Origin of the sequence: Chryseobacterium sp. Bi04, assembly GCF_918698085.1 — a bacterium.
In the GTDB taxonomy this organism is placed as follows: Bacteria; Bacteroidota; Bacteroidia; order Flavobacteriales; family Weeksellaceae; genus Chryseobacterium.
This window is the reverse complement of the sequence record NZ_CAKKLP010000001.1, coordinates 650,815-669,492: the sequence shown is the minus strand read 5'-3', so window position 1 is coordinate 669,492 and position 18,678 is coordinate 650,815. Positions and strand designations below refer to the sequence as shown.

General features: G+C 37.7%; 14 protein-coding genes. 5 read left to right on the top strand and 9 right to left on the bottom strand.

Annotation, left to right across the window (positions count from 1 at the left end):
• Positions 1–29: 29 nt before the first annotated feature.
• The 7 genes from LQV47_RS02955 to LQV47_RS02925 form a co-directional block, all read right to left on the bottom strand.
• Complete coding sequence (locus tag LQV47_RS02955) at positions 30–1,457, bottom strand: glycoside hydrolase family 125 protein (protein WP_230033655.1); 1,428 nt, start codon at positions 1,455–1,457, stop codon at positions 30–32.
• A 32-nt stretch (positions 1,458–1,489) separates the two neighbouring features.
• Positions 1,490–3,721, bottom strand: a complete 2,232-nt coding sequence (locus tag LQV47_RS02950; RefSeq protein ID WP_230033653.1) for a GH92 family glycosyl hydrolase — start codon at positions 3,719–3,721, stop codon at positions 1,490–1,492.
• A gap of 114 nt (positions 3,722–3,835) precedes the next feature.
• The gene (locus LQV47_RS02945) at positions 3,836–4,807 is read right to left on the bottom strand and encodes a glycoside hydrolase family 130 protein (protein WP_230033651.1); all 972 of its coding nucleotides are present in this window, start codon (positions 4,805–4,807) and stop codon (positions 3,836–3,838) included.
• A gap of 43 nt (positions 4,808–4,850) precedes the next feature.
• A complete protein-coding gene (locus LQV47_RS02940; RefSeq protein WP_230033649.1) occupies positions 4,851–6,143 on the bottom strand; it encodes an MFS transporter in 1,293 nt (430 codons plus the stop codon).
• 166 nt (positions 6,144–6,309) lie between these two features.
• The gene (locus tag LQV47_RS02935) at positions 6,310–7,935 is read right to left on the bottom strand and encodes a SusD/RagB family nutrient-binding outer membrane lipoprotein (RefSeq protein WP_230033647.1); all 1,626 of its coding nucleotides are present in this window, start codon (positions 7,933–7,935) and stop codon (positions 6,310–6,312) included.
• A gap of 10 nt (positions 7,936–7,945) precedes the next feature.
• Positions 7,946–10,903 (bottom strand): SusC/RagA family TonB-linked outer membrane protein, encoded by a 2,958-nt coding sequence (locus tag LQV47_RS02930; protein ID WP_230033645.1) that lies wholly within the window; start codon positions 10,901–10,903, stop codon positions 7,946–7,948.
• 378 nt (positions 10,904–11,281) lie between these two features.
• Positions 11,282–12,160, bottom strand: coding sequence for an AraC family transcriptional regulator (locus LQV47_RS02925; RefSeq protein ID WP_230033636.1), 879 nt, complete (start codon positions 12,158–12,160; stop codon positions 11,282–11,284).
• 198 nt (positions 12,161–12,358) lie between these two features.
• Here LQV47_RS02925 and LQV47_RS02920 point away from each other — a divergent pair, with 198 nt between their 5' ends.
• The 5 genes from LQV47_RS02920 to fabF all read left to right on the top strand — a co-directional run bounded on the left by LQV47_RS02920 (position 12,359) and on the right by fabF (position 17,177).
• The gene (locus LQV47_RS02920; protein ID WP_230033634.1) at positions 12,359–13,225 is read left to right on the top strand and encodes an AraC family transcriptional regulator; all 867 of its coding nucleotides are present in this window, start codon (positions 12,359–12,361) and stop codon (positions 13,223–13,225) included.
• Between the two features lie 86 nt (positions 13,226–13,311).
• On the top strand, positions 13,312–13,731 hold the full coding sequence (locus LQV47_RS02915) for an OsmC family protein (RefSeq protein ID WP_230033632.1): 420 nt from the start codon (positions 13,312–13,314) through the stop codon (positions 13,729–13,731).
• 115 nt (positions 13,732–13,846) lie between these two features.
• Complete coding sequence (locus tag LQV47_RS02910) at positions 13,847–14,452, top strand: TetR/AcrR family transcriptional regulator (RefSeq protein WP_230033630.1); 606 nt, start codon at positions 13,847–13,849, stop codon at positions 14,450–14,452.
• Positions 14,453–14,462: 10 nt separating this feature from the next.
• Complete coding sequence (locus LQV47_RS02905) at positions 14,463–15,731, top strand: acetyl-CoA C-acetyltransferase (protein WP_230033628.1); 1,269 nt, start codon at positions 14,463–14,465, stop codon at positions 15,729–15,731.
• A gap of 204 nt (positions 15,732–15,935) precedes the next feature.
• Positions 15,936–17,177, top strand: coding sequence for a beta-ketoacyl-ACP synthase II (gene fabF / locus LQV47_RS02900; RefSeq protein ID WP_230033624.1), 1,242 nt, complete (start codon positions 15,936–15,938; stop codon positions 17,175–17,177).
• A gap of 96 nt (positions 17,178–17,273) precedes the next feature.
• Here the strand turns inward: fabF and LQV47_RS02895 are convergent, their stop codons facing one another.
• Both LQV47_RS02895 and LQV47_RS02890 read right to left on the bottom strand, forming a co-directional pair.
• Positions 17,274–17,696 (bottom strand): hypothetical protein, encoded by a 423-nt coding sequence (locus tag LQV47_RS02895; RefSeq protein WP_230033615.1) that lies wholly within the window; start codon positions 17,694–17,696, stop codon positions 17,274–17,276.
• A gap of 159 nt (positions 17,697–17,855) precedes the next feature.
• Entirely contained in the window at positions 17,856–18,608 is a 753-nt protein-coding gene (locus tag LQV47_RS02890) for a murein L,D-transpeptidase catalytic domain family protein (RefSeq protein ID WP_230033613.1), read from the bottom strand.
• Between the last annotated feature and the right edge of the window lie 70 nt (positions 18,609–18,678).

Sequence of the window (18,678 nt, the reverse complement as noted above, 5' to 3'; positions counted from 1 at the left end):
ATATAGAAAGGCAATATAAAATAAGGGGGCTATGTCAGCAGCTCCGGGTTTTCATTAAAGGTTTTCCATAATAATTCTCCAAATAAAGTATTCGACCATGCGAACCATTCTCTGGTGAATTTTTTGTCGTTGTCTTTATGGAAGGACTCATGCATAAAGCCTGTCCCACCGTGCGTTTTCTGTAAGGTGTCTATGCACCATTTAATCTCACCCGTATCTTTGGTGGTGAGTGCTTTCATAATGATACTCATCGGCCAGATCATATCAAGTCCAATGTGTGGTCCTCCTATACCTTCTGCCAGTTTACCCTTGAAAAAGAATGGATTATTTTCTGACCAGACGAATTTTCTTGTGTTCATATACACAGGGTCATCTGCTTTTACGGCATCTAAATAAGGCAGACCTAATAAACTAGGGCAATTGGCATCATCCATCAGGTTATAACTTCCAAAGCCATTGACTTCAAAAGCATATATTTTTCCATATTCAGGATGATTATAAATTCCATATTTTTTAATGGCAGCATCCACCTCATCGGCAAGGCTTGTAAGTTGCTGAGCCAATCCTTTTTCATTTTTGATCTGAGAAACCATCTCTGCTGCCTGACGTAGGCTTATTACCGCAAATAAATTAGAAGGAATTAAAAATCCATAAATCGTAGCATCATCACTTGGACGGAACATAGAGCTGATCAGCCCAACAGGTTTTGTAGGATATCCATATCCTCCCATAGGAACCCCATCTGTAGCCCAAGCCGTTGTACGTTCAAATTTGTAAGGCCCCAGATCTTTTTTCCTCTGCTGCTCTGTAAATGTCTGCAGCGTAAGTTTAATGCCCTGCAGCCAATTAGCATCAAAAGGTTTTGTATCTCCTGTTGTTTTCCAAAAATGATAAGCCAGACGGATAGGATAACACAATGAGTCTATCTCCCACTTCCTTTCATGGGTACCGGGTTTCATATCTGTATGATCATATTCTTTCCACTTACTTATTTTTTTGTCATCATTATAAAATGCATTGGCATAAGGGTCTTTAAGAATAAACTTCGTCTGTTTATAGATAACCCCTGAAATAAGTTTGTGAAGTTTTTCATCCTTCTTTGAAAACTGCAGATAAGGAAAAACCTGGGCAGAGCTGTCACGGAGCCACATGGCATCAATATCACCCGTAATCACATACGTATCCGGAGTTCCGTTGCTTTCACTGTAAAAAACAGTCGTATCTAATGTATTCGGAAAACAGTTTTCAAAAAGCCAGTTTAATTCTTTATTTTTTACTTTCTTTTTAAAAGCTGCAATAGCACTTTCTACGGATTCACTGGTAAAATGTCTTTTATCCTTTGGAACACGAACAATAGGAAAATCGTCCATAACCAGATTCTTAGCAAAAACATTCTGTGTAAACAGCAATCCGGCTCCTGCCAGTGCACTTGTTTTAATAAAATTTCTCCTTTCCATTGATACTTTTATTTCGTTTATTTTTATGAGTCTTATTTTACAGGCTTACTTCCCATTACAAATCTCAGCTCTCCGCCATTCATAATATCACTGTGGTTCAATTCCCAGCTCTTGTACTCTTTCCCATTCAGGAACATTTTCTGAACATAGATATTTTTATCGGATATCTTGTCCGCTACCACGGTAAATGTTTTCCCATTTTCCAGCTGCAATGAAGCTTTAGGAAACTGAGGAGCGCCAATTGCATAGACTGGTTTCCCCGGTGTCACCGGATAAAATCCTAATGAAGAGAAAATATACCATGCTGACATTTGTCCGCAGTCTTCATTATTCACAATTCCATCAGGCTTAGCTGCATACATATTATCACGGATATATTTAATCATTTTCTGAGTCTTATAAGGACTTCCCGCATAATTATACAGATATGGAACATGATGCCCCGGTTCGTCTCCAAATCCTAAAGAACCGATGAATCCTGAAATATCCACATGCTGTTCTCCCTGCATATTAAGAGCTTCTGTAAATGTTTTATCCAGTTTTTCTTCAAAACCTTTTTTCCCTCCGTACAGGTTCATCATTTCATCAATCTGATGAGGGACAAAAAAATCATATGCCCAGATATTCCCTGAAACCCAATGCGGCTGAAGCTTTTTCCAGTCGTTCAGTGCAAAATCTGCTAAGAATTTTCCATCTTTCTGTCTTGGCCAGAAATGGTTATTTTCTTTATTGAAGGTGTTCAGGAAGTTCATGGAACGTTTTTTATAGACTTCTGCATCCTCTTTTTTACCCAGTTTTTCTGCAAGCTGCTGAATACACCAGTCATCATAAGCATATTCAAGAGTGGCAGAAACAGAAGCTCCGTTCTCTGAAGGAGAATATCCCAGCTTAATATAATCGTTGAGACCTCCTCCGCCGTCACTGCTGCTCATTTTATCTGTTAAAGAAGCATCTTTCATGGCAGCAAACGCTTTTTCAGCATCAATACCCGGTACCCCCTTTGAAATAGCATCCCAAATGACCGATACACTGTGATAGCCAAGCATACAGAAATTATCATATCCGCATAGTTCCCAGATGGGCATATGGTCTTTACGGTCTGTATATCTGCTGATCAGGGAATTGGCAAATTCTTTGGTATGTTTCTGATCCATAATGGTCAGCAGAGGATGGGTTGCTCTGAAGCCATCCCAGTAAGAATAGGTGCTGTAGTTGGTAAACCATTTGGTATTCATGTTTTCCTGAGCTGCCACATAATCTCCGTTGGTATCCATATAAAGGTTAGGAGCTATAAATGTATGATAAACCCCTGTGTAGAAAATCTTTCTCTGACTGTCTGTACCTCCTGTCACCTGAAATCTTCCGATAAGGTCTCTCCATGTCTTTTGTGCCGTTTCTTTAGCTTTTGCAAAATCCACATTCGTAGCCTCAGCATCAAAGTTCTCCTGTGCATTTTCTGTACTTACCGGAGATAAAGAAACTTTCACTTCGATACTTTCATTATCTTCTGTAGAAAACCTTACAAAAGCTTTCGCGTCCTTAGCAAGGGCAATTTTTTCGTTATTTTTTATTTTCCCTTCCGCATACACCCCGTAAGATTTAAACGGTTTTGAAAACTCCATCACGAAATAAGCAAATCGCTTACCTCCCCAACCATTGCTGTAGCAGTATCCTTTTATTTTATTATTGCCTTCTACACTCACCAGGGTATGGTAAATATTTCCAAAAATTTTATTGGTCGGATCAATAATGATATTGGATTCATCACTCTTGGGGAATGTATACTTATGAAATCCCACTCTTGGGGAAGCGGTAAGCTCGGCTTTGATTCCATAGCTGTCAAGCATTACAGAATAATATCCCGGTGCCGCCGTTTCTTTTTCATGGCTAAATTTTGAGCGGTAACCTGTCTCAGGCTTATCTTCTGATCCCGGAACCATCTTTACCTGACCCACAGTAGGCATAACCAGAATATCTCCAAGATCTGCCCATCCTGTTCCACTAAGGTGATTATGACTGAATCCCATGATCGTCTTACTGCTGTAATGGTAACCGGAACACCAGTCCCAGTCTCCACTTTTTGTATTCTGATCGGGGCTTAGCTGAATCATCCCAAACGGTGTGGTAGCTCCCGGAAACGTATGGCCGTGGCCTCCTGTTCCGATAAAAGGATCTACCCAGGACAAGATATCACCCTTTTGTTGTTGGGCATTCACCGTAGAAACCAGGACTGTAAAAAAACAGATAAGCAATTCTTTTTTCATGATAAGAGTATCAGTATTTTTTTATTTTAAAAATTGGTTTAAAAATATGAAAACCATTACAAAGATCCCAATAATAAAGGGAATTAAGCTGATCAACATATTAAAGAACCTCATTTAGATTGAATTTTTTTTCATAAAATCAATAATTTCTGAAATATATCCAAACGCTATAGCCACCACTGTATCGGCAGCACCATAATATACGCTTACTTTATCCCCTTCAGTTAGTGCAGCACATGGGAAAACCACATTCGGCACGTCTCCTGTCAGTTCATACACTTCTGCCGGAGCCAGCAGATAAGGCTTTGTTCTGTACAATACTTTTGTAGGATCTTCAAGATCCAGTAATGCCGCTCCCATTGAATATCTGAACCCTCTGCAGGTATTGATTACCCCATGATAGAAAAGCAGCCATCCTTCTTCTGTTCTGATAGGAACCGGACCTCCCCCGATTTTTGTACACTGCCATGCACTGTCTTCAAAAGGCGTTACTTTCATTACGCAACGGTGCTCTCCCCAGTATTTCATATCAGGACTGTAGCTGATATAAATATCTCCAAAAGGTGTATGCCCGTTATCACTCGGGCGGCTCAGCATCGCATATTTTCCATTGATTTTTTCAGGGAAAAGCACTCCATTTCTATTGAACGGCAGAAAAGCATTTTCGCACTGGAAAAATTCTTTAAAATCAAAAGTATATCCAATTCCGATGGTAGGTCCGTTATATCCGTTACACCATGTAATCCAGTAACGATCTTCGATAAAAGTAACGCGGGGATCATATTTGTAGTCAGATTCAATCATCTCTGTGTTTCCGGCCTTCATTTCAATTGGGTCATGATTGATTTTCCAGTTGATTCCATCTTTACTGAAACCTGCAAAAATATTCATCTGTACCGCTTTGTTATCACAACGGAACACCCCTGCAAATCCATCCTCAAAAGGAATCACTGCACTGTTGAATATACTGTTTGACGTTGGTATTGCATATCTGTTAATGATCGGGTTTTCGGAAAACCTCCACATGATATCATTGCTACCTTCCGGGCGATCCTGCCATGGGATCATTACTGATTGAGCTGTCATAAAGTATTTTTACTTTTTTATTTAAATTTGTTTACTAATTGATTTATTGTTCTTTTTGATTTTCCGAATACGGGAACGGCACCCATAATGTGACAAGAAATGCCGGAATAGTGGCCACCAGTACCCAGATAAAAAACATTTTATACCCTATCCAGTCGCTGATCATTCCACTGAACATTCCCGGAATCATCACCCCAAGATTCATAATCCCTGTTGCAAATGCATAATGGGCAGTTTTATGTTTCCCCGGGGCAATCTGCTGCATCATATACAGCATAAGTCCCACAAATCCAAAGCCGTATCCAAAATACTCCACCACCACCGCAATTCCTACCGGTAAGAGGTCTGCAGGCTGGTAGTATGCTAATAAGGCATAGACTATAAATGGAATATTGAATGCCGAGCATAGCCATATCAATGATCTTTTCAATCCGCGGGCTGAAATAAAATAGCCTGCCAGTACAGATCCTAAAATAAATGCTGCAGAACCATACGTTCCATAAATAAGTCCAATATCTGATGTTGATAATCCTAATCCTCCTGAAGATCTTGGTGCTTTAAAAAATAACGGAGCAATTTTTATAGCAAATCCTTCAGCAAAACGGTACAAAATAATGAACAGTACAGACCATAGGATATTCTTCTTTGTAAAAAAGGAAGTAATAACTTCCAGCAATTCTTTACGGACATTTCCTGCTGTTTTTTTATCTTCCTCTGATACTTCTTTGGTTTCTTTTGGAAGGATCAGGTAGTGATATATGGCTAATACAAAAAACAATAAAGCATAAATCACCATAATGATCATCCATGCATGGGTTACCCCTTTTGTTTTTTCTAAAACTCCGGCAAAATAAACTAATGCCCCACTGCTGATAATTTTGGCCAGATTGTAAAAAGCTCCCTGCCAGCCTATATATTTTGCCTGCTCTTTATTGGTCAGGAAACTGATATAGGTTCCGTCTGCTACCACATCATGAGTAGCTCCACAAAAGGCAATAACCGCAAAAAGAGCAATACTGTATTTGAAAAAATCCGGCAAAGGAAGGCTTAATGCCACCAAAGCAAATAAAATTCCTATCGCAAACTGGGTAACCACAACAAAGAACTTTTTGGTTTTATAGATCTCCAGAAAAGGACTCCAAAGAGGCTTCAACGTCCATGAGAACATAACAAGAGCTGTCCAAAATGTAATTTGAGCATCTGAAACTCCCATATCTTTATACATAATCCCGGAAACTGCATTAATGGTTACAAAGGGCACTCCCATTGCAAAATATAATGTGGATATCCAAAGGATGGGTTGTATCGAACGGGTTACAGAGTTGTTTTTTCCCATATTAAAATAAGATTCTAAGAAAAAGAGGACATCTCAAAATTTCATTCCGACTTAAAACGAAACTATAGAAGAATAAATTGTCGGAGATTCTCCTCTCCTTACGAAATGACTACTCAGGTACAACTGATTTTTTGAGATGCCTCTGTATATAAATGATTCTGATTAATTATAATTTCTTATCCCACCATAATTTTGTTCCTCCATTATCTGGTCCATTAAGCATTTGTGAAGCCTGTTGATAATTATAAAGAGACGTTTTTGTATCTGTAGTGAAAGGAATTCTTCGAATCATTGCCTCTGTACTGATCAGTCCGCCACTATCATTTTGTCTGATTTTGAACAAAATAGGGTAACCCGTTCTTCTTTGTTCAGCCCATGCTTCAGGTCCGTTGGGATAAAGGGATAACCATTTTTGGGTAATAATTCTTTCTAATTTTCTTTCAGGAGAATCAGCATTGTTCCAGGCAATGGTAATGGTGCTCAGCTGAGTATCTCCGATATTGATGTTGTTGGCAGCATTCTTAGGGTCAATATAAGGCGCTTCGGTAGCCGTCGTGTTGGTAAGATAAGCTGCTACATCTGCACTTTTACCCCATTCTCCAAAAGATTGTTTTACACCGCTTTCATAATTGGTTTGGGCATCTCCAGCGCCTGCATAACCTCTCAAAGCAGCTTCAGCCTTCAGGAACCAACCTTCCGCAGCAGTAAATAATTTAAGTTTTCCATTTGTTCCGGAGAAATAATCTCCATTAGCTGATTTTGCCTGTGGCTGAGAAAAGCCTCCGTAAGTAGTTTTTCCATTTAACAAATCTATTCCCTGACGAATTCCGATATATTTTCCCTGAACCTGGCTGTCTGTTGCAGGAATTGCATATGCAGGCAGCCTTGGGTCATTATACCCGTTCATATAGGCCATTAAAGGAGCTCCTATCAAACAATCTCCCCAAGAGTAGATGATAAAACTCAATTCAGATTGTCCTACACTGATCAAGGCATTATCAGCATTATCAGTAATCAATCCTGCAGATGATGCAAGCGCTTCTTCAGCATATTGCTTTGACTTTGCAGGATCGGCATAGCTCATTCTCATAGCTAATCTCAACTTAAGAGAGTTTGCAAATTTTGCCCATTGGCCAATATTTCCATTAAACACCAAGTCTGCTCTTTTCAGTGCAGATTTATCTCCTTCATTTTCTCCAGCAGGCATATTCTGTACTTTCTGCAAATTAATAATAGCCGCACTAAGGTCATTGATAAAATATTGGTATGCATCCTGCTGGGAGTCAAAATCGGTTACTCCGTTAGCATTCGGTGTTTCATATTTACTGTATACTACCGGGCCATGGTTATCTGATACTCTTGCAGCAGTGAATACTTTTAATATTTTTTTAACCGCAAATGTAGCGGTAAAGTCTACATCCGGGTAGAAATTTTTAGCAGCATTGTCAATGATGATAGAATAATTAAAAATATCCTGTTGTCTTGCAATAATCCTATTATTCCACCCATCCATCATAAAGTAGGACATATTATTTTTTCCCCCATTAAACTGAGTTGCCGTACTGAACATGCCACTGAACATATCTGCACTCAGATTGGGATACAGCTGATAATCTGATTGCAGACCTCTTTGAATGGATTTCAGAGGATTTACAACCGCATTATAATCTGCATAAAAGTTTTCAGGATCTCCCAGTTTTTCCTGGTTATATTGGTCTAGATCACCACATCCTGAAACGGAAAACAATACTATTGCTCCGAATGCCAATGTTTTAATATTATTGAATTTCATTTTCGTTAAATTAGAAGTTAGCCTTTAATGATAGTCCGATAGATCGTGTAATAGGAAGTCCGAATGAATCAACTCCCACTCCCCCCGGTGTATTTCCGGATACCTGTTCAGGATCAAATGGTGCTTTTTTATAGAAGAAGAACAGATTAGTTCCCACCAAACTTACGGTAGCATTTCTCATATATTTTGTATTAATATCAAAAGTATATGAAATAGATGCCTGACGCAGACGAACTGTTGTAGCATTGTACATATAGGCTTCATCAATTCCGGTGCCCATACCTCCGGCACCTCCGGTTCTTTTATAGTAAGCTTTTGGATCGGTTATTCCAGTATAGGCTTGTCCTGCCAAAGGTGTTCCCGGAGCATAAACAGCATTCGGGATAGACACTCCTCCGGCATCTCTTGCATCAGCAGTAGTCTGGCTTACACCATACAAATCATTTGCTTTCTCCGTAAGAGATAATACTTTACCTCCAAATTTACCATCAATAAGGAAAGATATTCCCAGTTTACCAATATTAAAAGAGTTATTAAACCCTAGAATAAATTTGGGATTTGGATTACCTAAATATTGCGGATCTCCTGTAGTGCCTAATGGAACTCCATTGGCATCTACTAAAACACGGCCTTGATCATCTCTTTGGAATTTAACTCCATAAAGATCTCCAAAAGACCCTCCCAGCCTAAGCTTTGTAAAATCTCCTCCTCCTGTTAGTGAGAAAAGCTGTTTTTCTGAAATAGGTAAACTTGATGGAAATAATTCAACAATTTCATTTTTGTTTGCTGAAGCATTTAATGTAGTTGTCCAACCAAATTTTTCTGTATTAAACACTTTGTATGATACGGATGATTCAAAACCTGTATTGCGTATCTTTCCGGCATTAATGTAATACGAACCTGATGGAATTCCTCCAAAGTTAGAACCTATCGTGGTCTCTAACAATTGATTGGTAGCATTGGAATTATAATAGGTAATATCAAAATTTAACCTGTTATTAAGCATTCTTAGTTCCGTTCCTGCCTCAAATGTTTTATTAAGTTCCGGTTTTGGTATCAGTTCTGCTCTGTCGGTAACAAACGAACTTTTTGGATATACAATAGTTCCTGCATCTACTCCATAAGAATAGGCATTATAATAAGCAACCATTGCATTAGATATATTCGCTGGTAACCCCAACCCCACACTGGCATAAGAAGCCCTTACTTTCCAGAAATTAAATATTTCCGGAAGCTTAAAAACTGAAGATAATATAGCATTAGCACCTATAGATTCGTAGTCAAACCCACTTCTTCCGGTTAATGCCAAAGTAGAATCCCAATCGTTTCTAAAGGTCATATCAATATAGAACATATTTTTATATCCTACAGAAGCACTTGCAAAAACTGATCGAACCTGTTTCTTTAGGTTCCAATAAATATTGTGGTATCCATCCCCTGGACTTCTGTCTACGTTCCATTGCAGGTTGTTTAATGCAAACAAATTTGGATTTGCCAAGTAAGCATTATCAACCTGTGTTACTTTATTACTGGTAGAATTTACACTTCCTCCTATCGTAAAGTCCAAAGAAATAGATTCACTTAACTTCGGGCTACCGATAAGCAAAACATCGCCGTAGGTAGAAGAATTTTCATATACATTCTTAAGAATTCTTCCATTTTCACCTCCAGCCAACAAACTTGGTGCTGAAAATGCAGAAATATCACGCTGGCTATCCGAACTATTCCAGCTATAGTTTCCTCTTACCCTTGCCGTCAACCATGGATTGATTTCATAAGATAACGTAACTGCACTGTATGCATTTTTATTTTTAACTGCTACCTGATTTCTGTTTAAAATCCAATAGGGATTCTGTGTTTCCGGATTCCCTTTAAAGGCCCCGTCAGGTTTTACCTCCCACCAGTTTTGTGCAGGTAATAGCCTGCTTTTATTTAAATAGGAATAATTATCTGGGCCATACTGATCAAAATCCACTCCTCTCGGCAACCAATATAAACTTACCAACGGTGAAAAAGAAGCCCCAGGAGTTTGTCTGTTTTTAGAATCCTGTAAAGAGCCTATGAAGTTAGCATCCAATGTTAATTTATCATCCAAGAACTTGCTTGAGTTTCTGAAAGAGATGTTATACTGATCAAAATATGACATTGGAATAACTCCTTTATTGGTTGTATTTCCAATAGAAAAGTAGTTGGTTGATTTTTCATTTCCTGACTGAAAAGAAAGGCTGTTAACCCATGTCGTTCCTGTTTGTAAGAAATCTTTAAGGTAATCCTTGGAACCTCCTTTTGCACCCCAACTCTCAATATTATCCCCCGGAACCTGGCCAGATACAGATGGATCATAAGATAAATAGCTGTGCTGCAGTTTTGGAAGACTGTATGCACGTTCTACAGTTAAGCTGGTGCTATAAGAGATAGAACTCCTTCCTATTTTTCCTTTTCTTGTGGTAATCAATATGGCTCCATTCCCTCCTGCAGAACCATACAATGCTGACGCAGAAGCCCCTTTTAAGAAATTGATACTTTCAATATCGTCCGGATTGATCGAGCTCAATACATCTCCGGGATCCGGCATATTGGAATACTGGCTTATATCCGCAGATTTCCCTGATCCGTTAATAATAGGAATCCCATCGATTACATACAATGGCTGGCTGTTAGAAACGGACTTATTCCCCCTCATAATCACCCTTACAGAACTTCCTACTCCGTTTGTTCTATTGATCTGCACATTAGAAACTTTCCCATTGATAGAATTTAAAAGATTGGGAGTTTTCACTTCTGTAAGCTCATCTCCACCAATCTGCTGGCTGGAGTAAGTAAGAGACCGAGCCTGTCTTTTTATCCCCAAAGAAGTGACAACGACCTCCTGAATATCGGTTGCCTTCGTGGTGTCGGCTGCTTTTTTCTCCTGTGCGCTTGCAAAAAAGGAAAAAACTAATAGAACCGGTATAACTGCTTTTCTCATAAGGTTTAGATTAGTTAGATTTATTTGAAAATCAATCACATCCCTTTAAATAGTTCCTTAGTGTTTAATACAAAATTCTTTTATTTTTTAAGCAATAAAATGCTCTTTATGTATTAAATAATTTAAAGTTTTGTTAAGATTTAATTCATATTAGCAAATCTAAATTTTGTTGGCAGTCCGATATAATACTATTTTGTCATAAAACGATATTATTCTTTCATACAATTTTAAATTCCTATCACAAATAAGTGATTTACAACAATATACAATACTCTGAAAGCATGTAATTAAAGAGATTTTATTTCACTTTTTATTTAAAAAAAAGATCCGATAATCAAATCCGGATCTCTGATAAAGTATTTTATTAAGTTTAATAGACTATTCAATTTTTTTAACTCCCTTAAACTGCTCTTTAAACTCTGTAGGAGTTGTTTTCTTAATAGATTTAAAGACTTTATTAAAATTGGCAATATTATTAAACCCTGCCTCAAAAGCGATTTCAAAAACGGTAAGATTTTTTTCCATCAGCCAGCGGGCAGCATAGCTGATTCTTATTTCATTAAGGTAATTAACAAAAGTTTTCCCTGTCCTCTTTTTAATAAACCTGTTAAAAGTAACATTACTCATATTGATAAGGGAAGCGACATCATCCAGAGTTATTTTATTTTCAAAATTTTTGTGAACAAAATCATGAACAATCTTCATTTTATCATTATCCGCAAAACTTTCAAGCTCTATGCTGTAAGAGGATAAAAACGTTTTATCTTCCGCAATTGCCAGTTCATTAAGGATCTTCATCATTTCTATAAAAGATTCAAAGCTGTTCATTTTTGACAGGTTAAGAAACGAGTCCTTTAGTTTTTCAGCCGTCTCAGTAGAAAACAGAATTCCTCTGATGGAATCCTTTACCAGGTTACTGATGGGTTTCAGGATATTTTTTTGCATTAAAGACTGGCTAAAGAAATCCTGATTAAACTGTATGGTGATCTCGTGCGTTTTCCTGTTCTTACAATTATGATTTGCCCAACAATGCGGCAAATTGGGACCTATAAGTACCAATTCGATATTACCTATTTCCCCGGTATGGTCTCCTACCATCCTTCGATATCCTTTTCCTTTATAGATAAAATTGATTTCAATTTCGGGATGATAGTGATAGGGAAAATCAAAGGAAGCCTTGATCCTGTCGAATACAAGAAAACTGTCTTCCGGAGAGAGTGGAGTTATTTCTCTCAAAATATTTTCTAATTCACTCATGCAGCAGTTTTGAAAATAATTAAATAATAAAGGCGTAGTACAAATCTTTGTAAAAGTGATAAAATAATATCAATGTAAAAATATATTTTTAATTTTTTTTATTCGCAAAATGGTTCCGATATCACAATACAGCACTGTTCAAATAATTAATCCTTTTGAAATCGTGCTTTTTTGTATCTTTAAAATTAAAGTTATAATATGCCACAACAGCTTATTTTTGAAGATCACTATAAAAGACTTGGACTGGAAATATTCTCAGAAAAGAATCTGAAAGACGTAAACGGGAATCAGTTCAGTTCAGATATTAAAGTCTTTTTTATTCCTGCAGGATATGAGCTTACGGTAGATTTCAATCATTACAGCACACAAAAGTCTTCCCTGTTCTTTCTTACCAATCAGCACCTGGTTATAGAAAAAGGAAAAGAAGAATCTGTATTATTGTACTATAACCGCGATTTTTACTGTATCCAGATTCATGATAAAGAAGTAGCCTGTGACGGTCTTCTTTTTCATAATGTCTTTGAAATACCTTTTGTAGAACTTGACCGTGAAGAAACCGGGATCATTAAAAACCTGTTTCAAAACATCCAAAGCGAACTCGAGTGGAAAGACTCTTCGGCTGAAGAAATGATCAGAACCTATGTAAAACAGATTATTATCCGGGCTACCAGACAATGGAAAAAGCAAAATTTAAATAATGATATTATAAAAATTCCGGGCAGTGAGCTTGATATTTTCAGAGACTTCAGCAGACATCTGGAAATTCATTTCAGAGAAAAACATACTGTAGCAGATTATGCAGAGCTGCTGCACATTGCTCCAAAAACGTTAACCCATAAGTTTAAAAATTTACAGTTGGATTCTCCCAACCAGTTTATTATCAACAGGATTTTATTGGAAGCCAAAAGGCTCCTTTTTTATACTGATAAACCCGTTAAAGAAATCGCCTATAACCTGGGATATGAAGATCCTGCCTATTTCAACAGGCTTTTTACCAATAAAACGGGAAGCACTCCCTCCAATTTCAAGAAAAATTACAGTTCGGGAAAAAAGTACAATATTTAAGTCTTTTTATCTATTGAAAATGGTATACCACCAGCATATCTTTGTAACATCAAAAACAATTCATATTAAAATAAAAAACAAACATTATGAGACGTAACGCAACAGCCGTTTGGAACGGCACCATCAAAGAAGGTAAAGGACATTTAACAACACAAAGCACTACTTTAAACCAGACTCAATATTCTTTCAACAGCCGTTTTGCTGATGGCGTGGGGACAAATCCTGAAGAATTATTGGCCGCAGCTCACGCAGGATGCTTTACGATGAAGCTAGACGCAGAACTTTCACAAGCCGGCTACAATCCTGAAGAGCTTAAAACAACTTCTGTAATCACTCTTGATCCAAACATTGGGAAAATTACAAAATCTGAATTGACTTTAACAGCTAAAGTTCCAGGAATTTCTGAAGAAGAATTCCAGAAATATGCTAAAATTGCTGAAGAAGGATGTCCTGTAAGTGCCGCTTTCAATTTTGAGATTACTTTGAATGCTACTTTAGAACAGTAAATTCAAATTTATGATATATTAAATCTGAGTCTTATAAGTTCTCAGATTTAATTTTCAAACAAAATATACCGAGTGGTATATTTTTGTATATTTGTATTCAGAATTATACCCCAATATGTCGAAGGCAGAAAAAACGAAACAGCATATCATCGAAAAAACAGCAACTTTATTTAACACAAAGGGCTATATTTCTACATCCCTATCGGATATTACAGAAGTCACCGGTCTTACCAAAGGTAGTATTTATGGAAATTTTGAAAATAAAGATGAAGTGGCTATTGAAGTTTACAAATACAATGCTGGACTATTAAGTAGAACAATCCAGCATTCTTTTGGGGATGAATATCCTACATCAGCTGAAAAGCTTCATGCTTTTGTCGCTTTTTACAGAAAAAACTGGCCTGTTGTCTTTTCCAATGGAGGCTGTCCCCTGATGAATGCTGCCACAGAAGCAGATGACTCTTTTCCGGCTCTTAAGCCCCATGTCAGAAGTTCTTTTGAACTATGGATGGCAAAAATATCAACAGTCATTATACAAGGCCAAAAAAACGGAGAAATTAATGAGAAGGTAGATGCTGAGAAATATGCCTCTCTATTTATTATGCTTATTGAAGGTGGAATTCTGCTTTCAAAAACCATGGATACCCAAAGTTTTCTGAATGATGCCCTGGATAAAATTACCCACATGATTGATCATGAATTAACTATTCTTCCATCATAAATTTCACCACATGGAAACAAAAAAAGTGGCTATTGTAGGATACAACAGAATCCCATTTGCCAGAATGAATACAGCCTATACAGAACAGGGAAACCAGGATCTTTTACTGGCAGCCCTCAATGGTTTGATAGACCGCTACAAATTAAAAGATAAGCTTCTTGGAGAAGTTGCTGGTGGTGCTGTGATCAAGCATATTTCAGAAAGTAACCTCATCAGAGAATCCGTCATGAATACCTCTCTTCATCCTGCTACTCCGGCTTGTGACCTTCAACAGGCTTGTGATACAGGGATTGAAGCTGCCATTTATATCGGAAATAAAATTGCCCTTGGTCAGATAGAAAGCGGTATTGCCTGTGGTGTAGAAGCTATGAGTAATATTCCTTTTGAGTCTTCTGTCAGATTAAGAAAAGCACTCTTAAAAGCCAATAAAGAAAAATCTGCATTTGGGAAACTGAAACACCTGCTAAGCCCGAAACTGAAAGACTGGATGCCTGTCCCCTATAAAGGACAGGAACCCAAAACAGGACTTGTCATGGGTGAACACACTGAAATTACGGCCAAATATTATCAAATTTCCAGAAAGGAACAGGATGAGCTGGCATTTAAAAGCCATCAAAATATGGCAAAAGCTTATGACGAAGGATTTTTTGATGATATGATTACTCCAGCTTTTGGTTTGGATAAAGATAATAATCTTCGCCGTGATACCAGCCTGGAAAAACTTTCTCAGCTAAAACCAGCTTTTGATAAGCAAAATGGCACTCTAACAGCCGGAAACTCCACTCCTTTTACCGATGGAGCCTCCGCCGTTTTGCTGGCCAGTGAAGAATGGGCCAAAGCCAATTATCTTCCAATTTTAGCCTATATTACTTTTTCAGAGTTGGCAGGGATAGAATATGTTGAAAACAAACAGAATCTACTTTTAGCTCCTGTTTTTGCAGCAGAAAGGATGCTTAAAAAGGCCGGGATGGGCCTTGAAGATTTTGATTATTATGAAATTCATGAAGCTTTTGCGGCTCAGGTATTAGCCACTATAAAAATCTGGGAAGATGATGAGCTTGCTAAAAAGTTCGGCTTAGAAAAGTCTTTAGGAAAGATTGACAGGAATAAACTGAATGTGAAAGGAGGAAGCCTTGCAGCAGCACATCCATTTGCAGCAACCGGTGGGAGAATTATTGCCACATTGGCCAAACTTCTTAATGAAAAGGGAAGCGGAAAAGGATTTATTTCTATCTGCGCCGCCCGTGGACAGGGTATCACAATGATTTTAGAAAAGTAAAAATACAATAATAAAAGAGTTTTTAACGGCAAAAATTCTTTTGCTATGCCACAAATAATATATCTAAATATTCGTGTATAGCGAAAGAAAATTGATAATATTGCAAGTTAAAACTAAATTGATACAATAAAGAAGTAAAATAGACTGTAGATACATTGATAGTAGTTTATAGAAATTTTGCCTATTTAAAATTAGTAACTAGATATGAAAAGAGTTGTCATTACAGGATTAGGCGCCGTGACGCCTTTAGGAAATAATGTCGAAGAATTTTGGCAAAACAGTATTAACGGGGTTAGCGGTGCTGGATTAATCACTCATTTCGATACTGAAAAATTTAAGGTACACTTTGCCTGTGAGGTTAAGAATTTTGATCCGAAAGTTTACCTGAACCATAACGAAGTAAAAAGAAGCGATCTGTTTACACAATATGCTCTGTATGCATCCTCAGAAGCCATTCAGGATTCCGGATTGGAGCTTGAAAAAATGGATCCTTTTGATACCGGAGTCATCTGGGGTACAGGACAAGGCGGTATGTGGACCTTTGAAAAAGAGGTGATGGATTTTGCTCAGGGTGATGGTACACCGCGTTTCAATCCATTTTTCGTTCCTAAGTTCATTGCCAATATGGCCTCGGGAATGATTTCCATGAAATATGGACTTCAGGGAATTAATTACACCACTATTTCTGCTTGTGCTACAGGAAACACAGCATTAATGGATGCATTTAATTATATCCGTCTCGGAAAAGCAAAAGTGATCATCAGCGGAGGGTCTGAAGCAGCTATTTCGCCAGCTTCTATTGGTGGTTTCTCTACGATGAAAGCCATGTCTACAAGAAATGAGGATTTTGCTACAGCCAGCCGTCCTTATGATGCGGAAAGAGATGGTTTTGTAATGGGTGAAGGCGCAGGCGCTTTGGTTCTTGAAGAATATGAGCATGCAAAAGCCAGAGGAGCCAAAATCTATGCAGAACTGGCAGGGGCAGCGATGACTGCAGATGCTTATCACATGACAGCCCCTCATCCTGAAGGAGCCGGAGCTATCAAAGCAATGCAACTGGCAGTGAAAGAGGCCGGTATCAATATGGAAGATATCAACTATATCAATCCCCACGCAACTTCCACTCCATTGGGAGATCTGGTTGAATTGAAAGCAATCAACAATGCATTTAAAGGAAGTAAAAACCTTGATATCAGCGCTACTAAATCAATGACCGGGCATTTATTAGGTGCTGCGGGAGCTGTTGAAGCTATCCTTTCTATTAAGGCTATTCAAAACGGTATTATACCTCCAACCATCAACCTTCATAGTATTGATGAAAATATTCCGAGGGATATCAATATTGTTTTCGGAGAGGCAAAAGAGAAGGAGATCAACTTTGCACTAAGTAATGCCTTTGGATTTGGAGGTCACAATGCAACTGTTGTATTTAAGAAATTCAGCTAGCCTTCAACTAAAAATAATTTTAAATCCCCTACATGATAATATATAGGGGATTTTATTTTTTATTGCAGATTGGTTAGATTACCATATAAGAGCTTATTACTTTGGATCCGGGATAAAAAAATCTTCAGTACTTTCTGTCATTGGGATATAGAGCCTTTCCCATTCATTACTCTCTACCATCTCCCAACTGTGTCCGTCTCCTTTAAGATCTTCTGCTAAAAGAACAATTCCCGGTTCAATCATAAATGTTGAACCATCACTTACTTTAAATCTTATATTTCCTTTGATTGTAATGACGTACTGTTTTCGGGGAGCAACATGTGAGTTTTTCTCCCATTCTTCGGTTCTCGTACTGAACCAAAATCCTGTAGTGGGTATAAGTTTCAGGCTGGGCATTTTCCCTTTTTCGAATGTACATGAATCATCAGAGTTATTCAAAAGCCTTACAGCGGGAATAAATTCTGTAAAAATTTCCGAGGTCGGGCTTATATTAAGGTTATTTTCGTGCTCTGCATTCATATTCGTCAATACTTACATAGTTGGCTTTGATAAATTTAATTATTTAAAAATAAAAACAACCATTTCCTACTATAAAACAGGAAGTCGCCACATAATTTTCATACCCGGAAGATTTCACAGAATTTATAAAAAAAGTAGTCAAAATTGACTGCTTTTCTCTTATGCTTTTAACCATTCTGAGGAGGAAAGGTAATTCTGATCAGGATAGTAAATGAATAGAAGGTTTCTCCCTTTTATGCTGTTGATGATCGGCTGTGTAAGTTCTTTAGGAACAGCAGGGCAGCCCCAGCTTCTTCCAATTCTCTTATGCATTACAGCAAAGTCATCACTTACATAATTGGCACCGTGCAGTACAATTGCTCTTCTGTACGCTGCATCATTAAAGCCTTTATCCATTCCTAACAATTTAAGAGAATATCCGTTGTCCCCTTGATATGTTGCATCCGTGATATAAAATCCCAGGCTGCTCTGCAACGAACTTTCCCTGTTAGAAAAATTCGTCGCAAATTCTTCACCTGTATTTTTTCCGTGAGCAACCAGAGAGTTGAACAGCACTTTTTTGTCATTAAGATCAATTACCCAAAGTCTCTTCATATTGGAAGACATAGAAAAATCGCAGATCGTTAACAAATGCGACTCCTCAGTAAGCAATCCTGCTTTCTTTAAATTTTCAAATCCCGTCAATGCTTTTGAGAACACTTCATAGTTTAATTCATGTTCCGGGTCAAATGCAATTGATTGGTATAATACCTCTGATGAAGATGCTGCTGCCTTCTTCTCAGATTTCGTGTCAGCTACTTTTTCCGTTTTTGTCGTAATACCGTTTTCATTCTTTACCGCCAGTCTTGGAGAAAGATAGAATGAAGTCGTTACCATGTATACAAGGCCGATCAGGCCATAAAATCCTTTCATTCAATAATATATTAATTCCAAATTAGTGGGGCAAAATTATAAAAACATAGCTATCAGACACTTATAAATC